General features: G+C 69.9%; 18 protein-coding genes. 10 read left to right on the forward strand and 8 right to left on the reverse strand.

Features of this window, described 5'->3' with window-relative positions; translation table 11 throughout:
* Position 1: 1 nt before the first annotated feature.
* The 7 genes from nadC to ACFYY7_RS30395 all read left to right on the forward strand — a co-directional run bounded on the left by nadC (position 2) and on the right by ACFYY7_RS30395 (position 4,451).
* Positions 2–1,036, forward strand: coding sequence for a carboxylating nicotinate-nucleotide diphosphorylase (nadC, locus tag ACFYY7_RS30365; RefSeq protein ID WP_388666541.1), 1,035 nt, complete (start codon positions 2–4; stop codon positions 1,034–1,036).
* Complete coding sequence (locus tag ACFYY7_RS30370) at positions 1,036–1,833, forward strand: type III pantothenate kinase (protein ID WP_388666543.1); 798 nt, start codon at positions 1,036–1,038, stop codon at positions 1,831–1,833. The genes nadC and ACFYY7_RS30370 overlap by 1 nt, the downstream gene beginning before the upstream one ends.
* Before the next feature lie 139 nt (positions 1,834–1,972).
* A complete protein-coding gene (locus tag ACFYY7_RS30375; RefSeq protein WP_388666652.1) occupies positions 1,973–2,557 on the forward strand; it encodes a hypothetical protein in 585 nt (194 codons plus the stop codon).
* A 56-nt stretch (positions 2,558–2,613) separates the two neighbouring features.
* Positions 2,614–2,793 carry a hypothetical protein gene (locus ACFYY7_RS30380; protein WP_388666546.1) on the forward strand — a complete coding sequence of 60 codons (180 nt, stop codon included), beginning with the start codon at positions 2,614–2,616 and terminating at the stop codon, positions 2,791–2,793.
* Between the two features lie 108 nt (positions 2,794–2,901).
* Positions 2,902–3,390 carry a BlaI/MecI/CopY family transcriptional regulator gene (locus tag ACFYY7_RS30385; RefSeq protein ID WP_351254580.1) on the forward strand — a complete coding sequence of 163 codons (489 nt, stop codon included), beginning with the start codon at positions 2,902–2,904 and terminating at the stop codon, positions 3,388–3,390.
* Positions 3,391–3,400: 10 nt separating this feature from the next.
* Positions 3,401–3,958, forward strand: a complete 558-nt coding sequence (locus ACFYY7_RS30390) for an amino-acid N-acetyltransferase (RefSeq protein ID WP_388666549.1) — start codon at positions 3,401–3,403, stop codon at positions 3,956–3,958.
* 157 nt (positions 3,959–4,115) lie between these two features.
* A complete protein-coding gene (locus ACFYY7_RS30395; protein ID WP_072487060.1) occupies positions 4,116–4,451 on the forward strand; it encodes an Lsr2 family protein in 336 nt (111 codons plus the stop codon).
* Here the strand turns inward: ACFYY7_RS30395 and ACFYY7_RS30400 are convergent.
* Positions 4,430–5,035: an SCO3374 family protein gene (locus ACFYY7_RS30400; protein WP_388666552.1), complete on the reverse strand. Its 606-nt coding sequence runs from the start codon at positions 5,033–5,035 to the stop codon at positions 4,430–4,432. The two genes, ACFYY7_RS30395 and ACFYY7_RS30400, sit on opposite strands and share 22 nt — an antisense overlap.
* 429 nt (positions 5,036–5,464) lie before the next feature.
* On the opposite strand from ACFYY7_RS30400, the gene ACFYY7_RS30405 reads away from it, so the two are divergent.
* Entirely contained in the window at positions 5,465–7,993 is a 2,529-nt protein-coding gene (locus ACFYY7_RS30405; protein ID WP_388666555.1) for an ATP-dependent Clp protease ATP-binding subunit, read from the forward strand.
* An 89-nt stretch (positions 7,994–8,082) separates the two neighbouring features.
* On the opposite strand, the gene ACFYY7_RS30410 is transcribed toward ACFYY7_RS30405, so the two are convergent.
* Both ACFYY7_RS30410 and ACFYY7_RS30415 read right to left on the reverse strand, forming a co-directional pair.
* Positions 8,083–11,298, reverse strand: coding sequence for an NACHT domain-containing protein (locus tag ACFYY7_RS30410; RefSeq protein WP_388666558.1), 3,216 nt, complete (start codon positions 11,296–11,298; stop codon positions 8,083–8,085).
* Entirely contained in the window at positions 11,295–11,657 is a 363-nt protein-coding gene (locus tag ACFYY7_RS30415; RefSeq protein ID WP_388666561.1) for a trypco2 family protein, read from the reverse strand. Before ACFYY7_RS30415 ends, ACFYY7_RS30410 begins: the two co-directional genes overlap by 4 nt.
* Before the next feature lie 459 nt (positions 11,658–12,116).
* Here ACFYY7_RS30415 and ACFYY7_RS30420 point away from each other — a divergent pair, with 459 nt between their 5' ends.
* Positions 12,117–12,827, forward strand: coding sequence for a M23 family metallopeptidase (locus tag ACFYY7_RS30420; protein WP_388666564.1), 711 nt, complete (start codon positions 12,117–12,119; stop codon positions 12,825–12,827).
* A 95-nt stretch (positions 12,828–12,922) separates the two neighbouring features.
* Here the strand turns inward: ACFYY7_RS30420 and ACFYY7_RS30425 are convergent, their stop codons facing one another.
* A complete protein-coding gene (locus tag ACFYY7_RS30425) occupies positions 12,923–13,510 on the reverse strand; it encodes a TetR/AcrR family transcriptional regulator (protein ID WP_383712148.1) in 588 nt (195 codons plus the stop codon).
* Positions 13,511–13,649: 139 nt separating this feature from the next.
* Here ACFYY7_RS30425 and ACFYY7_RS30430 point away from each other — a divergent pair, with 139 nt between their 5' ends.
* Positions 13,650–15,221, forward strand: a complete 1,572-nt coding sequence (locus ACFYY7_RS30430) for an MDR family MFS transporter (protein WP_388666567.1) — start codon at positions 13,650–13,652, stop codon at positions 15,219–15,221.
* A 69-nt stretch (positions 15,222–15,290) separates the two neighbouring features.
* On the opposite strand, the gene cseC is transcribed toward ACFYY7_RS30430, so the two are convergent.
* From cseC to ACFYY7_RS30450, 4 genes are read right to left on the reverse strand one after another with little or no spacing between them, the layout of a single operon-like run.
* On the reverse strand, positions 15,291–16,667 hold the full coding sequence (cseC, locus tag ACFYY7_RS30435; RefSeq protein WP_388666570.1) for a two-component system sensor histidine kinase CseC: 1,377 nt from the start codon (positions 16,665–16,667) through the stop codon (positions 15,291–15,293).
* Positions 16,664–17,365: a two-component system response regulator CseB gene (gene cseB / locus ACFYY7_RS30440; protein WP_388666573.1), complete on the reverse strand. Its 702-nt coding sequence runs from the start codon at positions 17,363–17,365 to the stop codon at positions 16,664–16,666. Before cseB ends, cseC begins: the two co-directional genes overlap by 4 nt.
* 10 nt (positions 17,366–17,375) lie before the next feature.
* A complete protein-coding gene (locus tag ACFYY7_RS30445) occupies positions 17,376–18,113 on the reverse strand; it encodes a hypothetical protein (RefSeq protein WP_388666576.1) in 738 nt (245 codons plus the stop codon).
* A complete protein-coding gene (locus ACFYY7_RS30450; RefSeq protein ID WP_388666579.1) occupies positions 18,101–18,703 on the reverse strand; it encodes a SigE family RNA polymerase sigma factor in 603 nt (200 codons plus the stop codon). Before ACFYY7_RS30450 ends, ACFYY7_RS30445 begins: the two co-directional genes overlap by 13 nt.
* Positions 18,704–18,859: the final 156 nt, after the last annotated feature.

The following is an 18,859-nucleotide window of genomic DNA, read 5'->3' on the forward strand; positions in this document are numbered from 1 at the left end:
CGTGAGCACGCCCGAAGAGAATCCGCGCCCCACACCCGTGGACGTACCGCTGGTCCGGATCGGGGCGCCCGCACCGTCCGCGGGCGGCTGCGGGGACGGCTGCGGCTGCGGAGGTGACGAGTTCGACGCGCTGGAGTGCGGCCTCGACCCCGCCCTCGCCCAGCTCCTCGCCGACGCGGGCCTGGACCCGGTCCAGGTCGAGGATGTCGCGCACGTCGCCATCGAGGAGGACCTGGACGGCGGGGTGGACGTCACCACCGTCGCGACCGTCGCCGAGGACGCCGTGGCCACCGGTGACTTCACCGCCCGTGAGGCGGGCGTAGTGGCCGGTCTGCGCATCGCCGAGGCCGTCCTGTCCATCGTCTGCACGGAAGAGTTCGCGGTCGAGCGCCACGTCGAGGACGGCGACCGGGTCGCCCCCGGCCAGAAGCTGCTGACCGTCACCACCCGCACCCGCGACCTGCTCACCGGCGAGCGCAGCGCGCTCAACCTGCTGTGCCGGCTCTCCGGCATCGCGACCGCCACCCGCGCCTGGGCCGATGTCCTCGAAGGCACCAAGGCCAAGGTCCGCGACACCCGCAAGACCACCCCGGGCCTGCGCGCCATGGAGAAGTACGCGGTGCGCTGCGGCGGCGGCGTCAACCACCGGATGTCGCTGTCGGACGCGGCGCTGGTCAAGGACAACCACGTCATCGCGGCGGGCGGCGTGGCCGAGGCATTCAAGCGGGTACGGGACGAGTTCCCGGACGTACCGATCGAGGTCGAGGTCGACACCCTCCAGCAGGTCCGCGAGGTGCTCGACGCGGGCGCCGACCTGATCCTGCTGGACAACTTCACCCCGCTCCAGACGGCCGAGGCGGTCGCCCTGACCGGCGGCCGCGCGGTCCTGGAGTCCTCCGGCCGGCTCACCCTGGACACCGCCCGCGCCTACGCCGAGGCGGGAGTCGACTACCTGGCCGTCGGCGCGCTCACCCACTCCTCGCCGATCCTCGACATCGGCCTGGACTTCCGCGACACCGACGGGGCCGACGTCTGATGCTGCTCACCATCGACGTCGGCAACACCCACACCGTCCTCGGCCTGTTCGACGGCGATGAGATCGTCGAGCACTGGCGGATCTCCACCGACTCCCGCCGCACCGCCGACGAGCTCGCCGTGCTGCTCCAGGGCCTGATGGGCATGCACCCGCTGCTCGGCATGGAACTGGGCGACGGCATCGAGGGCATCGCGATCTGCTCCACGGTCCCGGCCGTCCTGCACGAGCTGCGCGAGGTGACCCGCCGCTACTACGGCGACGTCCCCGCCGTACTCGTCGAGCCGGGCATCAAGACCGGCGTGCCGATCCTGATGGACAACCCGAAGGAGGTCGGCACGGACCGCATCATCAACGCGGCCGCCGCCGCCGAGCTGTACGGCGGTCCGGCGATCGTCGTCGACTTCGGCACGGCCACCACCTTCGACGCGGTCTCAGCCCGGGGCGAGTACACCGGCGGTGTCATTTCCCCCGGCATCGAGATCTCCGTCGAGGCGCTCGGCGTCAAGGGCGCCCAGCTCCGCAAGATCGAGCTGGCCAGGCCGCGCAGCGTGATCGGCAAGAACACGGTCGAGGCGATGCAGTCGGGCATCATCTACGGCTTCGCCGGCCAGGTCGACGGCGTCGTGGCGCGGATGAAGAAGGAGCTGGCGGCCGACCCGGAGGACGTCACCGTCATCGCGACGGGTGGCCTTGCGCCGATGGTGTTGGGCGAGTCCTCCGTCATCGACGAGCACGAGCCCTGGCTCACCCTCATCGGCCTGCGCCTGGTGTACGAGCGGAACGTGTCCCGGATGTAGCGGATACCGGCCGTACCTGCGGGAACGGCTCGCGGTGGCGGTGCGCCGCCGCCGCGCCGCCGACGGCCAGCTAAGCCGATATTGTCCATTTAGCACGTATTGTCGCGTTATGCCCACGCCATACGGATCACGCGGCGGCATGGCGTTCAGCGCGGACGAGCTGCGGGTGCTCCGACGTGCCCTCGCCATCGCCCTCCACCCCATGCCCCTGCCGGACGAGGACGTCCAGGACTGTCTGCGGCTGGCCGGTGCCGTGGACGAGGCGGTCGGCGAGGCGGGACGGCTGCGCACGTTCCTCCTCGCCGATCTCGTCCGCTACCGCAACGCCCTCCCCGGCTCCGTCAGCGGCTACCTGGAGCTGCTCCAGGACGCCCTGGCGGGCGGATACGACCCCGGCCCCGACGACCTCGCCGCGCTGCGCGCCCTGCGCCACAGGCCGGTGGCCGCGGCGCTCCTGGAGCGCTGCCAGGTGCTCGCGGAGCGGTCGGTACGGGCCCGCCTCGCTGGACGCGCCGTGTCGGCGAAGGCCCCCGCGCCGCGCAGCCGGCTCCTCGCCCTGCCCGGCGGCCGGGCCGCCGCCGACGCGGAACCCGAACGGCCCAAGGCCCCGGCGGAACCCGCCCGGCCCACCCGGCCGGCCGGGCGCCCCGCGCCGAAGCCCTCGGAGGTCTTCCCGCCCCGCCGCCGTCCGGTCCCGCCGCCGCAGCAACGCGCCGCGGGATAGGGCCTCTCGGGAGGGGCGGCGCGGAAGCCCGTACCGGCCTCGTTACTCTGGACGGCATGGACTACGTATCCGCGCTCCTGCCCCCCGTGGTGATGGCCGCCTTCTTCATCGGCCTCGTCGTGACGATCGTCAAGAGTCAGGGCGGTCCCAACAAGACCAAGGAGGACGCGGCCGTGGACCTGGCGATCGGCCGCGCCGAGTCCGTCCAGCAGGCTCCGCGGGCCGACGGCGTCTGACCCCGCCACCCCGCAGCACACGAAGGGCGCACGACTCCGCTGGAGTCGTGCGCCCTTTGTCGCGCCAATAAACCGGTCATTTCAGGCATCTGGCACTAAAGTGACATTGTGCCCCGCCAATTGGGAGATCTGGAAGACGCCGTGATGACACGGGTCTGGCAATGGAACCGTCCGGTAACCGTGCGGGAAGTCCTTGAGGACCTTCAGCGGGAACGCTCCATCGCCTACACCACCGTCATGACGGTAATGGACAATCTCCATCAGAAGGGCTGGGTGCGCAGGGAAGTCGACGGCCGCGCATATAGATATACGGCGGTCTCCACCCGCGCCGCCTACTCGGCCGCACTGATGAACGAAGCATGGTCTCGCAGCGACAACCCCGCGGCCGCTCTTGTCGCCTTCTTCGGCATGATGTCCGCCGAGCAGCGCGAAGCGCTCAAGGATGCGATGCGGATCGTACAGCCCACCCTCTCCGGAACCCCCGAGCCGCAGTCCGGCGAACCCGCCGGCGAACGGGCCGAAGCGGCGGCCGGTGAAGAGGCCGGCGAAGCGGCAGGAGATCCGGCCGATGGGGCGGGCCCGGAGGCCGGGCGATAGCGTCGGGGGTATGTCCTCAGAGCTTCCGCAAGCCGATTCCCGTACCGAACCGCCAGCCATAAATACGGCCATCACAGTCCGACGCGCCAGGACCAGCGATGTGGCATCGGTCCGCCGTCTCCTCGACGGGTACGTACGTGAAGGCATCCTGCTCGACAAAGCGACCGTCACGCTTTACGAGGACATCCAGGAGTTCTGGATCGCGGAACGCGACGAGGACGCCCGGGTCATCGGCTGCGGCGCACTGCACGTGATGTGGGAAGACCTCGCCGAAGTGCGTACTCTCGCCGTCGACCACAGCATCAGGGGCGGCGGAGTCGGCCATCAAGTGCTGGACAAGTTGCTGCAGACCGCCCGATGGCTGGGTGTGCGACGGGTTTTCTGCCTCACCTTCGAAGTCGACTTCTTCGCGAAGCACGGCTTCGTGGAGATCGGAGAGACACCGGTCGACGGAGATGTCTACAGCGAGCTGCTGCGTTCCTATGACGAGGGTGTGGCAGAGTTCCTGGGTCTCGAACGAGTGAAGCCGAACACCTTGGGCAACAGCCGGATGCTTCTGCATCTGTGAGCGCCATCTGCTACCGCCACAAGAAGCCGGAACCCTATGTCCGAATCGCGCACGTTTCCCGTCTTCCCGCGATCCTGAACCTCTCCCGGGGGTTTGTGTTTTCCGGGGAAAAGCGGTTTCCTTTCCGCGTACTGCATTTTCGATGAAAGGGAATCCAGTGGCACAGAAGGTTCAGGTCCTTCTTGTCGATGACCTCGACGGCGGCGAGGCGGACGAGACGGTCACGTTCGCTCTCGATGGCAAGACGTACGAGATTGACCTCACGACGAGCAACGCGGACAAGCTCCGTGGTCTTCTTGAGCCGTACACCAAGGGTGGCCGGCGTACGGGTGGCCGCGCGGCGTCCGGCCGTGGCAAGGGCCGCGCCGTTACGGGCGGCAACAAGGACACCGCCGAGATCCGTAAGTGGGCCCGCGAGAACGGCCACAATGTGAATGACCGTGGCCGTGTGCCCGCGGAGATCCGCGAAGCCTACGAGAAGGCCAACGGCTGAGCTGTCGACCCACCCGTCGACGGCCCCGTTCGGGCACGCATCAACCGGGCCCGGTGGCATTCCGTCGCCACCGCGTCCACCAGCCGTACGAGATCGGGAGCACCCCCACCCCTGCTCCCGAGGCCGGTGAGGGCCGGGAGATCCGACCCTTCCTCGTGCCGTAGCCCGGGGGGCCGCAGCCATGCAGCGGTCCCCGGCCGGCCCGCCATCCGCCCCGGCGGTACCGGCGCGGTGATCCGGCCGCCCGCGCCGATGGCGGTCAGTGAGAGGGCGACGCCTCCCCACTCCAGCCAGTCGAGCAGTCCGGGCAGCTCGTCCGCGCTCCCCACCGCGACCAGCAGGCTCATCCGCGCACCCGACAGCGCCACGGGCCCGGTGCGGTCCAGCCGCCGCAGCGCCGCGTGACCGGCGGCCGCGGGAACCTGGAGCACGTCGAACCGCAGCCCGGTCAGCAGCCGCACCGGTGCGGTGCCCGCCGTCGCCCAGCCGAGCTCGCGTTCGTACCACTGCGCCCAGCGGGCGCAGTCGCCGCTCTTCCGCTTGCCGGTGACCGATGGCGCGGGAGGCGGGACGGTGATGGCCATGCCCGGAAGAACGGCCCGGACGCCCCCGGGGTTACGCAGAGTCCGCGAGCGGATGCGCAATGTGTCCAGGATGGGGGCGTAGGGGCGTATTCGCGAGCGCCAATATGTTCGCCCGTAGCGGAGGGAACCGGCGCGCGCCGCATGGACTGTCTGTAATTGCGGGTAAGACATCCCTAGTGGGGAGGGGCGACACGCAGGTTCGGGCGTCTCACGTTCGCCGTCGGCGTACTGGCGAAAGGGGTATCTGCCTGGCCTGCGGGAACATCGTCTCGCACCATCGGGTTGGAGAAGTTGTCAGCGTTCGGGGCAGGAGGCCAAGGACGGTGTCGGCAGTTGGAATGAGCGGTCCCCGCTTGCGGGACTAAGCTGCGGAAGGACAGGGAGGGGACCGACCCCTTACTGCCTGACCGCTCTGAGGAGCGATTAACGATGTTCGAGAGGTTCACCGACCGCGCGCGGCGGGTTGTCGTCCTGGCTCAGGAAGAAGCCCGGATGCTCAACCACAACTACATCGGCACCGAGCACATCCTCCTGGGCCTTATCCACGAGGGTGAGGGTGTCGCCGCTAAGGCCCTGGAGAGCCTCGGGATTTCGCTCGAGGCGGTCCGCCAGCAGGTGGAGGAGATCATCGGCCAGGGCCAGCAGGCCCCGTCCGGGCACATCCCCTTCACGCCCCGGGCCAAGAAGGTCCTGGAGCTGTCGCTCCGCGAGGCCCTTCAGCTCGGCCACAACTACATCGGCACCGAGCACATCCTGCTCGGCCTGATCCGCGAGGGCGAGGGCGTCGCCGCCCAGGTCCTCGTGAAGCTCGGCGCCGACCTGAACCGGGTGCGGCAGCAGGTCATCCAGCTGCTCTCCGGTTACTCGGGCAGCAAGGAGGCGGCGACGGCGGGTGGCCCCGCGGAAGGCACGCCCTCCACGTCCCTGGTGCTCGACCAGTTCGGCCGGAATCTCACCCAGGCCGCTCGCGAATCCAAGCTCGACCCGGTCATCGGGCGCGAGAAGGAGATCGAGCGGGTCATGCAGGTGCTTTCCCGCCGTACCAAGAACAACCCGGTTCTCATCGGCGAGCCCGGCGTCGGCAAGACGGCGGTCGTCGAGGGACTGGCGCAGGCCATCGTCAAGGGCGAGGTGCCCGAGACCCTCAAGGACAAGCACCTCTACACCCTGGACCTCGGCGCGCTCGTCGCCGGCTCCCGCTACCGCGGTGACTTCGAGGAGCGCCTGAAGAAGGTCCTCAAGGAGATCCGCACCCGCGGCGACATCATCCTGTTCATCGACGAGCTCCACACCCTCGTGGGTGCGGGTGCCGCCGAGGGCGCGATCGACGCCGCCAGCATCCTCAAGCCGATGCTGGCCCGCGGTGAGCTCCAGACCATCGGTGCCACGACGCTCGACGAGTACCGCAAGCACCTGGAGAAGGACGCCGCGCTGGAGCGCCGCTTCCAGCCCATCCAGGTCGCGGAGCCGTCGCTGCCGCACACCATCGAGATCCTCAAGGGTCTGCGCGACCGCTACGAGGCCCACCACCGCGTCTCCATCACGGACGAGGCGCTGGTCCAGGCCGCGACGCTGGCCGACCGGTACATCTCGGACCGCTTCCTGCCGGACAAGGCGATCGACCTGATCGACGAGGCCGGATCCCGGATGCGCATCCGCCGGATGACCGCGCCGCCGGACCTCCGCGAGTTCGACGAGAAGATCGCGGGCGTCCGCCGCGACAAGGAGTCCGCGATCGACTCGCAGGACTTCGAGAAGGCCGCGTCCCTGCGCGACAAGGAGAAGCAGCTCCTCGCCGCGAAGACCAAGCGCGAGAAGGAGTGGAAGGCCGGCGACATGGACGTCGTGGCCGAGGTCGACGGCGAGCTCATCGCCGAGGTCCTGGCCACCGCGACCGGCATCCCGGTCTTCAAGCTGACGGAGGAGGAGTCCTCCCGCCTGCTGCGCATGGAGGACGAGCTCCACAAGCGCGTCATCGGGCAGAAGGACGCCATCAAGGCCCTCTCGCAGGCGATCCGCCGTACGCGAGCCGGTCTGAAGGACCCGAAGCGCCCCGGTGGCTCGTTCATCTTCGCCGGCCCGTCCGGTGTCGGTAAGACGGAGCTCTCCAAGACGCTCGCCGAATTCCTCTTCGGCGACGAGGACGCGCTGATTTCCCTCGACATGTCGGAGTTCAGCGAGAAGCACACGGTTTCCCGTCTCTTCGGTTCTCCCCCCGGTTACGTGGGTTACGAAGAGGGCGGTCAGCTCACCGAGAAGGTGCGCCGCAAGCCGTTCTCCGTCGTCCTCTTCGACGAGGTCGAGAAGGCCCACCCCGATATCTTCAATTCCCTGCTCCAGATTCTGGAAGACGGTCGCCTGACCGACTCCCAGGGCCGGGTCGTGGACTTCAAGAACACGGTCATCATCATGACGACCAACCTCGGGACGCGGGACATCTCGAAGGGCTTCAACCTGGGCTTCGCCGCCCAGGGCGACGTCAAGACCGGCTACGAGCGGATGAAGAACAAGGTCAACGAGGAGCTCAAGCAGCACTTCCGGCCCGAGTTCCTCAACCGTGTCGACGACACGGTCGTCTTCCACCAGCTCACCGAGGAAGACATCATCCAGATCGTCGACCTCATGATCGCCAAGGTGGACGAGCGCCTGAAGGACCGCGACATGGGCATCGAGCTCAGCTCGGAAGCCAAGTCGCTCCTGGCGAAGAAGGGCTACGACCCCGTGATGGGCGCCCGGCCGCTGCGCCGGACGATCCAGCGCGAGATCGAGGACATCCTCTCCGAGAAGATCCTCTTCGGTGAGCTGCGCCCCGGTCACATCGTGGTCGTCGGCACCGAGGGCGAGGGTGAGGAGAAGGCCTTCACCTTCCGCGGCGAGGAGAAGTCGGCACTGCCCGACGTCCCCCCGATCGAGCAGGCGGCAGGCGGCGCGGGCCCGAACATGTCGAAGGACGTGTGAGGACGCCCCCGAGCGCCTGAGCAGAGAAGTAGAAGGGGCTGCCCCGGAACCGTGCGAAACGGTCCGGGGCAGCCCCTTTCGGCGTGCGGTCAGCGGCTTACGTCGAGGCCCTCGCCGCCCCTGATCGCCGCGTGACCCGTGACGGTCACCCGGCACTCGGGCATCGCCTGCAACGGGGACAGGTCGACGTGCCTGGCATGCAGGGGCGGAGTGAGCACCAGCCACTCCAGCGCGGGGAAGACCCGGGGGATCGTTTCGAGCCCGAGCGCGTCGGCGCCGGGGCGGAGTAGCAGATCCCTGACGGAAGGAACGGGCTGTTCGTCGCCGAACTCCGTCAGGGACGCCAGGATCAGGGCGACATGGGTTACCTGTGGCGCCCTCCGGAGAGCGGCGAGCAGTGGCCGGACCGGGGTGAGGGTTTCCAGTTCGAGCTGCTGCAGGCGCGTCCAGCCGTCGAGCGAGTCGATCTCCAGCGAGCCCGTCCCGTCGATGGCCAGTGAGCGCAGTTCGGGGTGGGTGGGCAACAGGGTCAGCCGCTCGGCCGTCACGTGGCTGAGCCGCAGGCGGCTCAGTTCCCTCGAAGCCGTGGCGGCCAGCGCGTTGTGGGGGATGTGGTTCATGTCCAGCGCGACCATCTTCAGCGCATGGAGTCCGGTGAGCGGGCCGAGGTCCCGTACGGCCGGACAGATGGTCAGGGACAGGGTCTTGAGTCGCTCGGCGCAGTCCGCCAGGAACGACAGGTCCGTCATGCAGGGGTTCTGCCGGAAGATCAGATCGTTCCAGGGCCTGTCGCGCAGAGCGGCGTGGAGTTCGGCCGAGCCGAAGCACCCGATGATCTGCAGGTCCGCGGCGGCCGGCAGGTGGCGCAGCGCTGCCAGCTTCTCCGGGGAGTCGATGTTCAGTGTGTGGTGATCCAGCTGGGCGAGGACCTGCCGGGCGTACTTCTCCACCGGGTACCTGTCCCAGTCCACCCTGAACAGGTAGCTGAGCTCAGGGTGTGCGAGTGCCCAGCGGCGGGCGTGCGGTACGGCCTCCGCCCCGCCGATCTCGTTGATCAGATCGACGCAGGGGCGGGCCTGCTCCTTGGTGGGCGCGTGGGCCGGGTCGGGCAGGAACTCCAGAGCGGCCGGACCGAGGTGGGCGAGCAGCCGTACGTCCTTGTCGTTCCTCGGCGGGAACAGCGCCCCGACGGCCGAGCGGACCCTGTCCCGTGTCGTCTCGTCCAGCCAGGTCGCGTGCTGTGCGCAGAGCGCGGCCAGGACGACGATCTCGTTGCGGGTGACGGTGTCGCCGGGGCCGGGCTGTGCGTCCAGCAGTCCATTGACCAGTACGGGGTGTTCGCGGCGCCCGCAGTGGCCGGCCGACAGCCGGATGACGTCGTACCAGTTCTGTGTGCCCGCCCGGCCGAGCAGTTCGTTCAGCTGGTCGCCCTCGACGAACTCCTTCGCGGCGAGGAAGTCCTGGAAGGTGCGGTGGGCGAACTGGTAGACGTCGTCGGTACGTTCCTGGAGGACGCCGCTGCGGTTCAGCAGATGGGTCAGGATCTCCTCGGCCGAGCCTTGGGCGCGCAGCCGTTCCATGCCCGGCAGGGCGCGTTCCAGCTGGTGCAGTGCCGCTGAGCGGTGGAGCTCCGACTGGCCGCCCCGCACCAGCCAGATCGCGATGCGCTGGAGCAGCTGGGCCTGCTCCTCCACGCTCATCGTGATGCCCTCGGGGGCCTCGATCCTGCGCTGCTTGTCGCGGTCGCCGAGCAGCATGGTGAGGGCCGAGTCGTACAGGCTCCAGCGGGTCTCCGGCAGGATGCCCTGGCGGCGGCGGTGCAGGGCGCAGATCACCGCGCAGAGCAGCGGCGTACGGGCCAGGTTGCGCAGGGTCCGGTTCTGGGCGAACTGCTGGATCAGGTCCCTTTCCAGCATGCCGAGCGTCTCGTGGTCGTCGTCGTCCAGCCGGGCGGCCCGGTGCCAGGCGGCGACGAAGGCCTCGATGTCCCCGTCCCGCATCGGCAGCAGCCACAGCTCCTCGAAGTCCTGGGACCTCAGCCAGCCCGGCTCGACGGCCAGCGGGCGCACCGTGGCCACGCAGCGGATGTCCGGGTACCGGTCCAGGAGGCGGGACAGCCACTCGTGGGCCTGCTCGCGGTCGTCGCGCGGGACCTCGTCCAGGCCGTCGACCAGCAGCAGCGCACGGCCGGACTCCAGGACCCGGCCGACCCAGCCCTCGGGGGCCGCGTCGATCACTAGCCGGGCCGCGTCCGGCAGCTGGGCGGGGGCGGGGAACGTACCGCCCTGGGCGCGCAGGGTGCGCAGCGGCACGACGAACGGGACCAGGCCGTTGAGCGGGGCCAGCTGCGGGCCCAGCGTGCCGGCCGAGGCGTGGGCGGCCAGCCACCACAGCAGCGTGGTCTTGCCGGCGCCCGCGTCGCCGCGCAGCAGGACCCGGGGGCGGTCGGGGAGCAGTGCGTCGATCCGCTGCGGCGGTGGACCCGCTTCCCCGGCGTTCTGCTGGGCCTCCAGGCTCAGGTACGCGGTGTCCAGGTCCCATTCGGAGTCGCGCCGGCCCAGCTCGTCGAGGCCGAAGATCTTCGTGCGGCGGTACGCGGCCCCGAGCGCCGCCGCGTACTCCTCCTCGTACCGCGCGTCCCTGGGGAAGCGGCCATGGACCCGCTCGTGGCGCAGCGCCGTGGCGGTCTGCCGGTAGACCAGTTCGAACGGGTGCGAGCGGATGAGCGGGGCGAGCGGTACGCACTCCACGCGCCGGCCGCCGCGCTGCCGGGGGATCTGCCGGGCGATGCCGATGAGGACGTTCCCGGCGAAGACCGGGCCGCCTGACATGCCGCGCAGTGACGGGGGCCCCGAGTCGTCGCCGGGAGGCGGTGGGCCGTCCAGCTCGCAGACCAGCAGCCCGCGCAGCTGTCCGGCCACCGGCAGGGCGGTGGCCGTGTACTGGTCGGTCTCCAGATGCCCCTCGGGGCCGTACCGCTGGATGTCGGGGAAGCCGGTGATCTCGCATCCGGGGACCGCGTGCTCGGAGTGGAGGATGCCGAGCCGCACGGGAGCGACGGGGACGATCGGGGTGTGGGCCAGCAGGAGGGCGGCGTCGAGGTCGTGGTCGATCCAGGCGATCGTCGCGGTGGCGTGGTCCGCCCGCTCCGGGTGGGCGATGGTGGCCTGGCTGCCGCCCTTGACCACATGGGCGCAGGTCAGCACGAGCCGGTGGGTGAGCAGGACGCCGCTGCCCTGGACGGATCCGGCGCCGAGGACGACGACCGTGCGTGCCGCGGGTGCGGTGGGCGGCGCAGTGCTCACGGCTGTGCCGTTCCGCCGCCGAAGTGTGCCGTGCTGCCCCGGTCGTCGTTGCCGATCTGCCAGGGCCCGCCGGTCGTGGCGTCGCGCGGTTTCAGGGTGAACGCGACCTTGTGGGTGCGGCCGGTCGCACGGGAGGCGTCGGCGCCCGCCTCGACCACCCAGGCCTTGACCTTGCTCCCGCCCTTGATCTCCTTGCGGAGTTCGAGGGCGAACTCCATCTGGATGTCGCCGACCTCGAAGGCCACGGGGCGGCCGGTGGCGCGGCCCGCGGCGTCGATGAGCTGGTTGCGGATCGACTCGACGGCATCGGCGAGCTCGATGCCGTCCATGTCGCTGGTGTCTGCGGCGTCGCTGGCCATGGCATGTCCCCCGGAGTCGGCCCATCGTCGTCGTATCAGCCTAGTCAGCGCGCAGGCCGAAGGTCCCGAAACGGACAGCCTTCGGGCCCACCGGCGGTGACAAGGCGCACAGCCCGTTCCGGGCCTACTAGGGGCGGTAGGAGGGGGCGCCGTGATCGCTGCGGGGACCTTCGGCCCTGTGGTGGAGGGGGCGTTCGGGGCCGGATGAACGGAGGCCCGAATCGCTGCGATCTGTCCGTTTAGGGCGGTTTGGAACTGGGGTTAAACCTGTCCGGAACCAGAGTTTTGGCGGGTTCGGGTGCGTCTCGTTTCAAACCTGCGGCGGTGAATTCCCGGGGCGTCGGCTACGGCTTTTGTTCGTAGATGGGGTGTTTGAGCAATTGCCGGGGTGCGGGTTACCAAGGAATGGCCAGCCCGGCCGGAGCGCCGGGTCCAGTCATCTCCGGAGGTTCTCCGCTTATGTCGAAGCGCGTTTCGTTCCAGCACTCCCGCCGCCCGTCCGTGTCCCGTGTCCGTGGCGCCGTGGTGGCAGCCGGCCTGGGGACGTCGATGGTTCTCGGTGTGGGCGCTGCGTTCGCGGCCGGCTCGGCGGGTGCCCCGGACTCCGTGAAGCTGATCGACAGCGGCACGGCCGAATCGGTCGCCGAGCAGGCTGCCGTACAGGGCAAGGTCGCCGAGCAGGTCGCTGCCAAGAAGGCGGCGGCGGTCAAGAAGGCCGCCGCGGCGAAGAAGGCCGCGCTGAAGAAGGCGCACGGCTGGGAGACCCCGGTCGGCCGCTACGAGCTGAGCGCGAGCTTCGGCAACGACGGCAGCCGCTGGGCCCACAAGCACTCCGGCCAGGACTTCGCCGTGCCGATCGGCACCAAGGTCGAGGCCGCGCACAGCGGCACCGTCGTGAAGGCCGGCCCCAACGGCGGCGGCGACGGTCCCGCGTACGGCAACGCCGTCGTGATCAAGCACGCCAACGGTACGTACTCGCAGTACGCCCACCTGTCGCAGATCCAGGTGCGGATCGGCGAGGCCGTGAAGACGGGCGAGACCATCGCGCTCTCCGGCAACACCGGCAACTCCAGCGGCCCGCACCTGCACTTCGAGATCCGGCACACCGCCGACTACGGCTCCGCGGTCAACCCGGTCGGCTTCCTGCACAAGCAGGGCGTCACGGTCTGACCCGACCGCGACGGTTACGACCGGGGCAACAGGGACCGGGTCGGCGGCGACCCGGACGGGTTGCGACCGGGACGGTTACGACCGCGACGGTACCGCTACTCCGCGGTCTCCCCCTGGCCGTGTGCCCGGGTGATCAGTTCGAAGGCGACTTCGAGGACGGCCTTGCGCTTCTCCTCGGGGTCGCCTTCGAGGTCCTTGAGGGCGAACATGCCCGCGTGCGTCGCGAAGAGCGCGGTGAAGCAGCGCACCTGGTCGGTCAGCGGGGCGCCGGGTTCCTGGAGCAGATCGACCAGGGCGACGACGCGCTCCTTGATGGTCACCCCGATGCTCAGGTCCCTCACGGCCGCCTGGTTCTCCTGCATGAAGCGGAACAGCGGGGCGGCGGCGGTCAGGGCCTCGCTGTAGCGGCGCAGGAGCTCCTTCTTCGTCTCCAGCGTGCGCGGCTGCTCCTTGCCCCAGGCGAGCAGCTCCTCGACCGGGCGGTTGAGGTCCTCGAAGATGCTGACCAGGATGTCTTCCTTGGTCTTGAAGTGGTAGTACAGCGCGGCCTTGGTGACGTCCAGGCGCTCGGAGATCTCGCGGAGTGAGGTCTTCTCGTAGCCCTGTTCGGCGAAGAGCTCCAGAGCGACGTCCTGAATGCGCTGGCGCGTGTTGCCACGGCGCTGCTGCGGCGTGCTCCCCATGAAGCTCTCCTTTGCTGGAAACTTACTTGACGCCCGGCTAGTTGGGGGTCTACTTTCCCCAGTGTAGTTACTAGCCGGGCGGCAAGTAAGTGCCTGGCTCGCGCAAGGGACCAACAGGGGATCAGGGGAGTGGGGACCAATGTCCGATCTGAAGAAGGCGGCCGGCGGGAAGGCGGCCGTCGCCGACCGTCCGGCCGGGATACCGCAGACGCAGCAGCGCAGCGTCCGGGTGGTGATGCTCGCCCTGATGATCACGATGCTGCTGGCCATGCTGGACAACCTGATCGTCGGTACGGCCATGCCGACCATCGTCGGTGACCTCGGCGGTCTGGAGCATCTGTCCTGGGTCGTCACCGCGTACACCCTGGCCACCGCGGCCTCCACCCCCATCTGGGGCAAGCTCGGCGACATGTACGGGCGCAAGGGCATCTTCCTCACGTCCATCGTGATCTTCCTGATCGGCTCGGTGCTGAGCGGAATGGCCCAGGACATGGGCCAGCTGATCGGCTTCCGGGCGGTCCAGGGGCTCGGCGCGGGCGGCCTGATGGTCGGCGTCATGGCGATCATCGGCGACCTGGTCCCGCCCCGCGAGCGCGGCAAGTACCAGGGGATGATGGCCGGTGTCATGGCCATCGCCATGATCGGCGGACCGCTGGTCGGCGGCACCATCACCGACCACCTCGGCTGGCGCTGGAGCTTCTACATCAACCTGCCGCTGGGTGCGGTCGCCCTCGCCATGGTTACCGTCGTGCTGCACCTGCCGAAGAAGGAGGGCGCACGGGCCAGGGTCGACTACCTCGGCGCGGGGCTGCTGACCCTCGGCATCACCGCGATCGTGCTGGTGACCACCTGGGGCGGTACGGAGTACGACTGGGACTCCGCCGTAATCATGGAGCTCTCCGCGATCGGTGTCGCCTCGCTCGTCGGCTTCCTCTTCGTCGAGACGAAGGCAGCAGAACCGATCATTCCGCTGCATATCTTCCGCAACCGCAACTTCACCCTGATGTCCGTGGTCGGCTTCATGTCGGGCTTCGTGATGTTCGGCGCGGTGCTCTTCCTGCCCCTGTACCAGCAGTCCGTCCAGGGCGCCTCGGCGACCAACTCGGGTCTGCTGCTCCTGCCGATGCTGCTGTCGATGATGGTCGTCTCGCTGGTCGCGGGCCGGGTCACCACCAGCACCGGCAAGTACAAGGTCTTCCCCGTGGTGGGCTCCGTACTGATGGTGACCGGTCTGTTCCTGCTCTCGCAGATGGACGTCGACACCACGCGGTTCACCTCCGGCCTCTACATGGCGGTGCTCGGCGCGGGCATGGGCTTCCTGATGCAGATCACGATGCTCGTCGCGCAGAACAGCGTCGAGATGAAGGACATGGGCGTCGCCTCCTCCGCGACGACCCTCTTCCGTACGCTCGGCAGCTCCTTCGGCGTCGCGATCATGGGCGCGCTGTTCACCGGCCGGGTGCAGGACGAGATGGTCGCCCGCGGCGGCGGGGCGGCCACATCGAAGTCCGCGCAGCTGGACGCGGCGAGCCTGGCGAAGCTGCCGGAGGCGGCGCGCGAGGCGTACCAGTTCGCGGTGTCGTCCGGTACGCACATCGCGTTCCTGGTGGGCGCCGTGGTCGCGCTGGCCGCCCTGTTCGCCTCGGTCTTCGTCAAGGAGGTGCCGCTGCGCGGGGCGGGCCCGGCCACCAAGCAGGCCGAGGCCGTCTGATCCTGAGCGGTGCACGAAGGAGGCTCCCGGGGCGCGCCCCGGGAGCCTCCTTCGTATCCGGAACAGAGCTCAGCCGCCGGACTCCGCGCCCCGCGCGGTCCGCGCCGCCCCGCCGTCCGGGCCGCGCTGCTCGGACAGCGGGAGGAGCGGGAAGCTGCCGGTGTCGGTCGGCGCGTGCTCGGGCAGCCACAGCACCGCGATCGCCCCGCCCGTGCCCTGCGCCGCCCCTTCCGGCGCCGCGTTGCGGAAGGTCAGCCGGGCACCGAGGACCCGCGCCTGACCGGCGGCGATGGTCAGCCCCAGCCCGTGCCCGCGTCCTGCCCGGTCACTGCTTCCGGTACGGAACCGGCTCGGCCCCTCCCGCAACAGCGCCGCAGGGAAGCCGGAACCGTGGTCGCGGATCCGCACCACCCGGCCCTCGACCGTGACCTCCACCGGAGTGGAGCCGTGCTTGGCGGCGTTGCCCAGCAGATTGCCGAGGATGCGCTCCAGCCGGCGCGGATCGGTGTTGACCCGGGACTCGTGGACGACCCGCACCCGCACATCCGGGTCCAGCAACGCGATCCGCCGGCTGACGAACTCGCCCAGCGCGATCTCCTGGAGCTCGGCCCGCTCCGAGGCACTGTCCAGCCGGGCCACCTCCAGCACGTCCTCGACGAGCGTGCGCATCGCCTGCGCCCGGTCCCGTACCAGCTCGGTGGGGCGGCCCGGCGGCAGCAGCTCGGCCGCCGTCAGCAGACCGGTCACCGGCGTACGCAGCTCGTGCGCGATGTCCGCGGTGACCCGGCGCTCCGCCTCGATCCGCGCGTTCAACGCGTCCGTCAGCGCGTCCACCGCACCGGCCAGCTCATCGGTCTCGTCCCGGACGACACCGCCCACGGCCTCCCTGACCCGCACCTCCGTATTGCCCTGCGCCACCCGGCCCGCCGCGGCCGCCGCCTTGCGCAGCCGGCGCGACAGCTGGCCGCCGATCAGCACGCCCAGCGCACAGCCGCCGAACACCACCGAGACCGAGCCGATGATCAGCGCCCGGTCGAGATCGCGCATGATCGTGGAGTTGCGGCCCGCGAACCGGGTGTGCAGCGAGAGCACGTCGCCCTTGCCGACCGGCACCGCCGCCCACACATCGGGTACCCCCTTCGCGGACACCTCGACATGGGTGGCGCGCCGGTTCCGGCCGGTCTCCGCGCGCAGGCTGCGCGGCATCGTCGGGTCGTTGAGCTTGGCGCCGAACCGGGGGTCGGCCTTCTTCGTCTTCGTCGCCTCGTACAGCAGCTGCGCGTACGTCAGCCGCTCCAGCTGGACCTCGCGGGCGTTCTCCAGCATCGAGACCTGGGCGGCGTTGTGGACGACGAAGCTGAGCGCGACCGCGGTCAGCGCGCCGACCGCCGCGATCGCGATGCTGATCTTCCAGCGGACTCCCGTCCGCAGGGCGGGCCGCTTCATGGCCTGAGTTTGTAGCCGAAGCCGCGGACCGTCTCGATCCGGTCCTGGCCGATCTTGGTGCGCAGTCGCTGCACATGGACATCCACGACCCGGGTGTCACCGCCCCATCCGTAGTCCCAGACCCGCTCCAGGAGCTTGTCGCGGGAGAGCACCGTGCCGGGCGCCGCGGAGAACTCCAGCAGCAGCCGCATCTCGGTCGGGGTCAGTGCCACCTGCTCGCCGGCGCGGTGGACCGCCATGCCCTCCGTGTCGACCTCCAGATCGCCGAAGACCAGCACCCCGCCGACGGCCTGTGGCTCCGGCTCCCCGATCGTCTGCCCGCCCGTGGCATGGCCGAAGCGGCGCAGCACGGCACGGATCCGGGCGACCAGGACCGCCCCGTCGAAGGGCTTGGTGACGTAGTCGTCCGCGCCGGCCTCCAGGCCGAGCACCACGTCGATCGAGTCCGCACGGGCCGACAGCATGATCACGGGCACCGTCGACTCGTCGCGGATCCGGCGGCAGAGGCTGACCCCGTCGAGCCCCGGCACCATCACGTCGAGCAGGGCGATGTCGGGGCGGTCGGCCCGGAACGCCTCCAGGCCCGACAGGCCGTCGGGCATGGCGGTGACCGCGAAGCCGTCGCGCTCCAGCGCCAGCTGGGTGGCTTCGCGGATGACGTCGTCGTCCTCGACGAACAGGACGTGGGTCTCGGCCATCGGAATGCTCTCAGTTCCCCGGCGGCTCGGCGTCCGGAGCCGGAAGGACCGCCCCGCCGCTGCCGACGGCTCGGTTGAAGTCGTTGTGCACCCGGTCGTGCTCGCTGAACCGGTTGCCCGCCCAGCGGTAGGTGATCACTTCCTCGCCGGAGGGGTACGCGACCGAGTCCCTCTTCTCGTACACCTGGGTCGTCACCACCAGGTCCCCGCGGTCGATCGTGCCGTAAACGGCGGGCTGCTCGATGGCGAACACGTTCTCGTACGAGCCGTTGCCCTGCCGGCGGTACACATAGGTGCCGACGCCCACCGAATCGGCGCAGGTCATCACGTTCACCACGACATCGGCGGCCGGGCCGCCGGTCATGGTGCCGTACGAGGTGTCCACCGGGTACTCGGAGCCGGTGCAGGGCTTCAGGTCCGTCCGGACCCGCTCGCTGACCTCGGGGTCGTGCTTGAGTAGCGACACCGGGTCGATCCGCGTGGCGGGCCTCGCGGAGGATGACGGCTCGCCGCTGGGCGTGACCTGGGCGACGGGCTGGGTGCCGGCCGGTCCCTCGTCCCGGGTGCCGGTACCGCCGGTCGAGCAGCTGACGGTGAGCAGCCCGAAGGCGGCGAGGCCGACCAGGGTCGTGGCGCTCGCCGCCCAGCCGGTCAGGATCCGGCCACGCCGGACAGTGGCCTCGCGGCCACCGCCGTCTCTTCCACCGTCACGGTCGTCGCCGTCGCCGCTGGCTGTCAGGCCGCGCAACGCTCCCGCCCCCGTTCGTCCATATGCCTGCCTGCACGCGCCCGAGCACGGCCGGCCGCCGGGCGCCGCTGCTCGGCGAGCACGGTCTCCCGGCCCGCCGCCTCACGGCTCTCCAGCTCCTGGCGCAGCCGTGCCAGCGCACGGTGCAGCGTGCTCTTCACCGTACCGGCCGACATACCGAGCGCGGCGGCCGTCTCCTCCGTACTCATCTGCTCCCAGTGTCGCAGCACGACGACGCTGCGCTGCTTGGGAGCCAGCACGCCCAGCACGTCCATCAGCAGGGCGCGGTCGGCGCGCTGCTCGGTGCCGTCCTCGACACTCGCGTCGGGCAGCTGCTCGGTGGGAACCTCGTCCAGCTTGCGCGCCCGCCACCACTCGGTACGGGTGTTGATCATGACGCGGCGCAGGTAGGCGTCGGCCAGCGACTTGTCAGCGATGCCGTCCCAGCGGCCGTACGTACGGGCCAGGGCGGTCTGGAGCAGGTCCTGCGCATCCACAGGGTCGGGTACCAGCCGTCGCGCGCTGCGCAGCAGCGCGTCGTGCCGAGTGCGTACGTAGTCCTCGAATTCGAGCACCTCGCCGTGCGCCATTCCAACCGCCTCCGTCCCCGTGGATCCCCGTGGTTCCGCCGTCAGCCATCGTTCGGTCGGGCTGACGGAGAAGACGCTACGGAGCGGTTGTCACGGGGTTGTGCGGAGCAGCCATACACCGACGCACGGCTGTCCATCGGTTGTGTAACAGCGGGG

Source organism: Streptomyces sp. NPDC001933 (assembly GCF_042890955.1).
GTDB lineage: Bacteria > Actinomycetota > Actinomycetes > Streptomycetales > Streptomycetaceae > Streptomyces.